The following is a 5386-nucleotide window of genomic DNA, read 5'->3' as shown; positions in this document are numbered from 1 at the left end:
GAATGGAGTCGAAGGCCCCGGCCCGCGCCAGGGTCTCGAAGGTGCGCTTGTTCACTTGGCGCGGATCAACCCGTTCGACGAAGTCGAAGATGTCGCGGAAGGGACCGCCTTCGCGGCGGGTCTCGACGACGTGCTCCATGGCCGCCAGGCCGACATTGCGTATGCCGCCCAGGGCGTAGAGCACCTCGCCGGCCTCGACCTCGAAATCGGCGCCCGAGGCGTTGATGTCGGGCGCCCGGACCTTCACACCGAACCGCTTGGCGTCCTGGTAGAAGACCGCCAGCTTGTCGGTGTTGGCGATGTCCAGGCTCATGGAAGCGGCGAAGAACTCCACCGGCGCGTTCGCCTTGAGCCAGGCCGTCTGGTACGAAACCACCGCATAGGCCGCCGCGTGGCTCTTGTTGAAGCCATAGCCCGCGAACTTGTCCACCAGTTCGAAGATCGAGGCCGCCTGGCTTTCCGGCACCCCGCGGGCCGAGGCGCCGGCGACGAACATGGCCTTTTGCTCGGCCATCTCGTCCTTCTTCTTCTTGCCCATGGCCCGGCGCAGCAGGTCGGCGCCGCCGAGGGAGTAGCCGGCCAGGATCTGGGCGATCTGCATCACCTGTTCCTGGTAGACGATGATCCCGTAGGTCTCCTTGAGAACGGGCTCCAGGGACGGATGCAGGTAGTCGATGGCCCGCCGGCCGAACTTGCAGTCCACGAAGGCCGGGATGTTGTCCATCGGGCCCGGGCGATAGAGGGCGCCGACGGCGGTGACGTCCTCGATGGAGTTGGGGCGCAGCTGGCGCAGGGTGTCGCGCATGCCCTGGCCTTCCATCTGGAACACCCCCACCGTGTGGCCCGCCGACATCAGCTCATAGGACTTGGCGTCGTCCACCGGAAGCACGCCCATGTCCACGCGGGCGCCCCGCTGGTCCATGAACTTCAGCGCCTTGTCGATCACCGTCAGGGTCTTCAGGCCCAGAAAGTCGAACTTCACCAGGCCGGCGCTCTCCACCCACTTCATGTTGAACTGGGTGGCGGGCAGTTCCGAGCGAGGGTCCTGGTAGAGGGGTGTCAGCTCGGTCAGGGGCCGGTCGGAGATCACCACGCCGGCGGCGTGGGTCGAGGCGTTGCGATAGAGGCCCTCGAGCTTCAGGGCCACATCCAGAAGACGCGCAACCGCCTCGTCCTCGTCCCGGGCCGCCTGCAGCCGCGGCTCGATCTCGATGGCCTTGGCCAGCGTCACCGGATTGGCCGGATTGGCCGGCACCATCTTGGCCAGACGGTCCACCTGGCCCAGCGGCAGTTGCAGCACCCGGCCGACATCGCGCAGCACGGCGCGGGCCTGGAGGGTGCCGAAGGTGATGATCTGCGCCACCCGGTCGCGGCCATAGCGCTGCTGGACGTAGCTGATCACCTCTTCCCGCCGGTCCTGGCAGAAGTCGATGTCGAAGTCGGGCATGGAGACCCGCTCGGGGTTCAGGAAGCGCTCGAACAGCAGGCCGTAGCGTAGCGGGTCCAGGTCGGTGATGGTCAGGGAATAGGCCACCAGCGAGCCCGCGCCCGAGCCCCGCCCTGGTCCCACCGGAATGTCGTGGGCCTTGGCCCACTTGATGAAGTCCGCAACGATCAGGAAGTAGCCGGGGAAGCCCATCTGGGTGATGACCCCGATCTCCCGTTCCAGCCGCTCGAAATACTCCGCCTCCGGGGCGTGGCTGGCCTGGCCGCGGGCGATCCGGCCCTTGAGGCCTTCCCGGGCCTGGTGGGCCAGTTCGTCGGCCTCGGTGCGGTCGCCCTCGGTGGGGAAGCGCGGCAGGATCGGATCGCGCTTGCGGACCATGAAGGCGCAGCGCCGGGCGATGTCGAGGGTGTTGTCGCAGGCCTCCGGCAGGTCGGCGAACAGGGCGCGCATGTCAGCGGCCGGTTTGAACCAGTGCTCCTGGCTGACCCGCCGACGCTCATCTTGGCCGACAAAGGCGCCATCGGCGATGCACAGCAGCGCATCGTGGGCCAGATGCATCTCCTGCTTGGCGAAATAGGCGTCATTGGTCGCCACCAGGGGCACGTCGCGCTCATAGGCGAAGGCGACAAGCTCCGGCTCGGCCAGGGCCTGGGCCGACAGGCCGTGGCGCTGAAGCTCCACATAGAAGCGGTCGCCGAAGACGCGCAGCATCTCTTCCAGGGCCGCGCGGCCCTCGGCCACCTTGCCCGCCGCCATCAGGGGATCGACCGGGCCGTCCCAGCCCCCCGACAGCAGGATCAGCCCCTCGGCGTGGTCGACCACCTTGGCCCAGGCCACGGCCGGCTCCTCGACGCCGCCGACACTGTCGATATAGGCCATGGAGGACAGGCGCGAGAGATTGAGATAGCCCGCCTCGCTCTGGGCCAGGAGCACGATGGTCGGCGTCCGCGCCCACTTTTCCGGCTGGCGATCGCCGATGCCGGTCACCGCCAGGGCGCAGCCGACGATGGGCTGGACCCCCTGCCCCTGGGTGGCGACGGAAAATTCCAGCGCCCCGTAGAGGTTGGTGCGGTCGGTGAGCGCGACGGCGGGCATGTCATGGGCGGCGGCCAGGGCGCCGACGGCGTCCGCCTTGATGGCGCCTTCCAGCAGCGAATAGGCCGAGCGCACCCGAAGGTGCACGAACCCGCCATCCTGCTGCTGTTGCATTCGAGCCTCCGACACGCGAGCCATGGCCCCGCCCCGTCAGCCGACCAGAAACGCGAACTGACAGACCATACCTACGAAGCTCGCCACGGCGACAAATGCCAGCGATTCCCGCGCCAGAAGAATGATCATCACGCAGCCCCTTGTGGATGTTCCATTTATGTTCTTATTCTGGTTTTGTTCTCCCCGTCAACACCCCCTGTGAACAACCTTCCGGAGCCGCCCCCATGGACCAACGCGTCAGTCTGATCACCCTCGGCGTGGATGATCTTCCCCGAGCCCGGGCCTTCTATGAGGCTGGCCTCGGCTGGACGCCGGTCAGCGCCCAAGACAGCGTGTGCTTCTATCAATTGCCGGGTCTGGCCCTGGGGCTGTTCGGCCGCCAGGCCTTGGCGAAGGACGCCAGGCATCCGATCGACGGTCGCTTCAGCGGCGTCACCATCGCCATCAACGGCCGGTCCCGCGAAGAGGTGGACGCCATGTTCGCCCAGGCTCTGGCGGCCGGCGCCAAGGCGCTCAAGCCCCCCGAGCCGGTCTTCTGGGGCGGCTATTCCGGCTACTTCGCCGACCTCGACGGCCATGTGTGGGAAGTGGCCCACAATCCGGGCGCGATCATCGCCGCCGACGGCTCGACCACCTTCCAGGCGGACGACGCCTAGAAGATCGACTGCGGCTCCAGGTGCCCGTCCTTGAGCGCCAGGACGCGGTCCATGTGACGGGCCAGTTCGAGATTGTGGGTGGCGATCAGCGCGGCCACCCCAGTCTCGCGGACCAGTTCATAGAGGCTGGCGAACACCTCGGCCGAGGTGTTGGGGTCGAGGTTGCCGGTGGGCTCGTCGGCCAGCAGCAGCCGGGGTCGGTTGGCTAGCGCCCGGGCGATGGCCACCCGCTGCTGTTCCCCGCCCGACATCTGCGCCGGCTGGTGGTCCACCCGCTCGCCCAGGCCCAGCTGGCTCAGCAGGACCCCGGCCCGGGCTCGCGCGGCCTCATGGCTTTCGCCGGCGATCATCAGCGGCAGGGCCACATTGTCCAGGGCGCTGAACTCGGCCAGCAGGTGGTGGAACTGGTAGACGAAGCCGATCGAGGCCAGCCGCACCCGGGTGCGCGCCCGCTCGTTCAGGGCCGAGCAGTCGCGGCCATCGATCAGGATCGCCCCGGCGTTGGGACGCTCCAACAGGCCAGCGGCATGCAGCAGCGATGACTTGCCCGAGCCCGAAGGCCCGATCAGCCCGACGATCTCGCCTGGAGACACGTCGATGTCGACGCCTTGCAGCACGGTCAGGCGGCGGTCGCCGGTGACATAGGTCCGCTCCAGGCCGCGGACGGACAGGATGGGCGTGTCACTCATAGCGAAGGGCTTCCACCGGATCGAGACGCGAGGCCCGCAGGGCCGGCGGCAGGGTGGCGAGGAAGGAGACGGCCAGCGCCCAGCCCACCACGATCATCACCTCGACCGCATCGACCTTGGCGGGGATGTGAGCCAGATAATAGATGTCGGAGCTGAACACCTCGGCGCCCGTGACCCATTCCACGAAGTTCTGGATGGGGCCGATGAAGAGGCAGAACAGCACGCCGAGCACCAGGCCCACGATCGTGCCCAGCGCGCCGACCGAGGCCCCGGCCATGAAGAAGATGCGCAGGATCGCCCCGCGCCCGGCGCCCATGGTGCGCAGGATGGCGATGTCGCGGCCCTTGTTCTTCACCAGCATGACCAGGCCCGAAATGATGTTCATGGCCGCGATGGCCACGATCAGCATCAGGATCAGGCGCATGACGCTGCGCTCGATCTTCAGGGCGTTCCAGAAGCTGGCGTTCCGCTGGGTCCAGTCGGTGACGATGGCCACGGGTCCAGCCAGTTCGGCGATGGCCGCCTTCATGGCCGGCGCCCGGTCGGGATCGGCCACCCGGATCTCCACCACGTCGACCATGCCCTCGCGGGCGAAGAACAGCTGGGCCTGCTCCAGCGGCATGTAGATGAAGAGCTGGTCGTACTCGCTCATGCCGACGCTGAAGGTGCCGCCGACCGTGTAGGTCTTGCGCTGCGGCGTGTAGCCGAAGGCCGTCGCCCCGCCGCTGGGCGAGATCAGGGTCAGGGGATCGCCGGGGCCGACGCCGAGCGTCTCGGCCAGCCGGTCGCCGATCAGCACCAGGTCGCCGCCATATTCCCCCTCGCCAAACCCTTCGAGGGAGCCGCGGACGATATTACCCGACACGATCTCGGTGCGGCGCAGATCGGCCTCGCTGATGCCGCGGACCACGGCGCCGCTGATCTGGCCTTGGCCCAGAGCCATGGCCTGGGCCTCGATCAGGGGGGCGGCCTGGGTCACGCCGTCCAGGGCGGCGATCTCTCCGGCCAGGGTGCGCACCTCGGGATCATAAAGCGAACCGCCGGAGACGAAGACATGGCCGTTGAAGCCCAGGGTTCGGTCGAGCAACTCGGTACGGAAGCCGTTCATGACCGACATGACGATGATCAGCACCGCCACGGCCAGCATGATGCCGACGAAGGAGATGATTGAGATCAGCGCCACGCCGCCCTGACTGCGCTTGGCGCGCAGGTATCGGCTGGCGAGCATCCGCTCCCAGCGCCCGAAAGGCGGCGCCACGCCGCTCACGCGATGATCGCCTTGAGCGCGTCTTCCAGCGGCAGGGACTGGCGCTCGCCCGTGGCGCGGCGCTTGATCTCGACCTTGCCCTCGGCGACGCCCTTGGGGCCGATGATCAGCTGCCAGG

6 protein-coding genes are annotated in these 5386 nt (G+C 67.8%); 1 reads left to right on the top strand and 5 read right to left on the bottom strand.

Features of this window, described 5'->3' with window-relative positions; genetic code table 11:
* Together dnaE and sidA are read right to left on the bottom strand one after the other, a co-directional pair.
* A partial coding sequence (dnaE, locus tag V7702_RS16510; RefSeq protein ID WP_335651168.1) for a DNA polymerase III subunit alpha occupies positions 1-2656 on the bottom strand: 2656 nt, incomplete at its 3' end.
* 36 nt (positions 2657-2692) lie between these two features.
* The gene (sidA, locus tag V7702_RS16505; RefSeq protein ID WP_300579390.1) at positions 2693-2785 is read right to left on the bottom strand and encodes a cell division inhibitor SidA; all 93 of its coding nucleotides are present in this window, start codon (positions 2783-2785) and stop codon (positions 2693-2695) included.
* Positions 2786-2880: 95 nt separating this feature from the next.
* On the opposite strand from sidA, the gene V7702_RS16500 reads away from it, so the two are divergent.
* Positions 2881-3312 carry a VOC family protein gene (locus V7702_RS16500; RefSeq protein ID WP_335651167.1) on the top strand — a complete coding sequence of 144 codons (432 nt, stop codon included), beginning with the start codon at positions 2881-2883 and terminating at the stop codon, positions 3310-3312.
* Here V7702_RS16500 and V7702_RS16495 read toward each other — a convergent pair.
* The 3 genes from V7702_RS16495 to V7702_RS16485 all read right to left on the bottom strand — a co-directional run.
* The gene (locus V7702_RS16495; RefSeq protein WP_335651166.1) at positions 3309-4001 is read right to left on the bottom strand and encodes an ABC transporter ATP-binding protein; all 693 of its coding nucleotides are present in this window, start codon (positions 3999-4001) and stop codon (positions 3309-3311) included. The genes V7702_RS16500 and V7702_RS16495 overlap by 4 nt on opposite strands.
* Positions 3994-5229: a lipoprotein-releasing ABC transporter permease subunit gene (locus tag V7702_RS16490; protein WP_335651165.1), complete on the bottom strand. Its 1236-nt coding sequence runs from the start codon at positions 5227-5229 to the stop codon at positions 3994-3996. The genes V7702_RS16495 and V7702_RS16490 overlap by 8 nt, the downstream gene beginning before the upstream one ends.
* A gap of 35 nt (positions 5230-5264) precedes the next feature.
* Positions 5265-5386, bottom strand: a 122-nt coding sequence (locus V7702_RS16485; protein ID WP_335651169.1) for a His/Gly/Thr/Pro-type tRNA ligase C-terminal domain-containing protein, incomplete at its 5' end; no start/stop codon positions are given.

Origin of the sequence: Phenylobacterium sp. (assembly GCF_036963605.1) — a bacterium.
GTDB lineage: Bacteria > Pseudomonadota > Alphaproteobacteria > Caulobacterales > Caulobacteraceae > Phenylobacterium.
Note: the sequence above shows the minus strand (reverse complement) of the source record. Positions and strands in the feature narration are given on the sequence as shown.

Bases quoted from the DNA above. Each gene is read 5' to 3' on its own strand.
- sidA (WP_300579390.1), bottom strand. From the start codon at position 2,785: ATGATCATTCTTCTGGCGCGGGAATCGCTGGCATTTGTCGCCGTGGCG.
- V7702_RS16500 (WP_335651167.1), top strand. From the start codon at position 2,881: ATGGACCAACGCGTCAGTCTGATCACCCTCGGCGTGGATGATCTTCCC.
- V7702_RS16495 (WP_335651166.1), bottom strand. From the start codon at position 4,001: ATGAGTGACACGCCCATCCTGTCCGTCCGCGGCCTGGAGCGGACCTAT.
- V7702_RS16490 (WP_335651165.1), bottom strand. From the start codon at position 5,229: ATGCTCGCCAGCCGATACCTGCGCGCCAAGCGCAGTCAGGGCGGCGTG.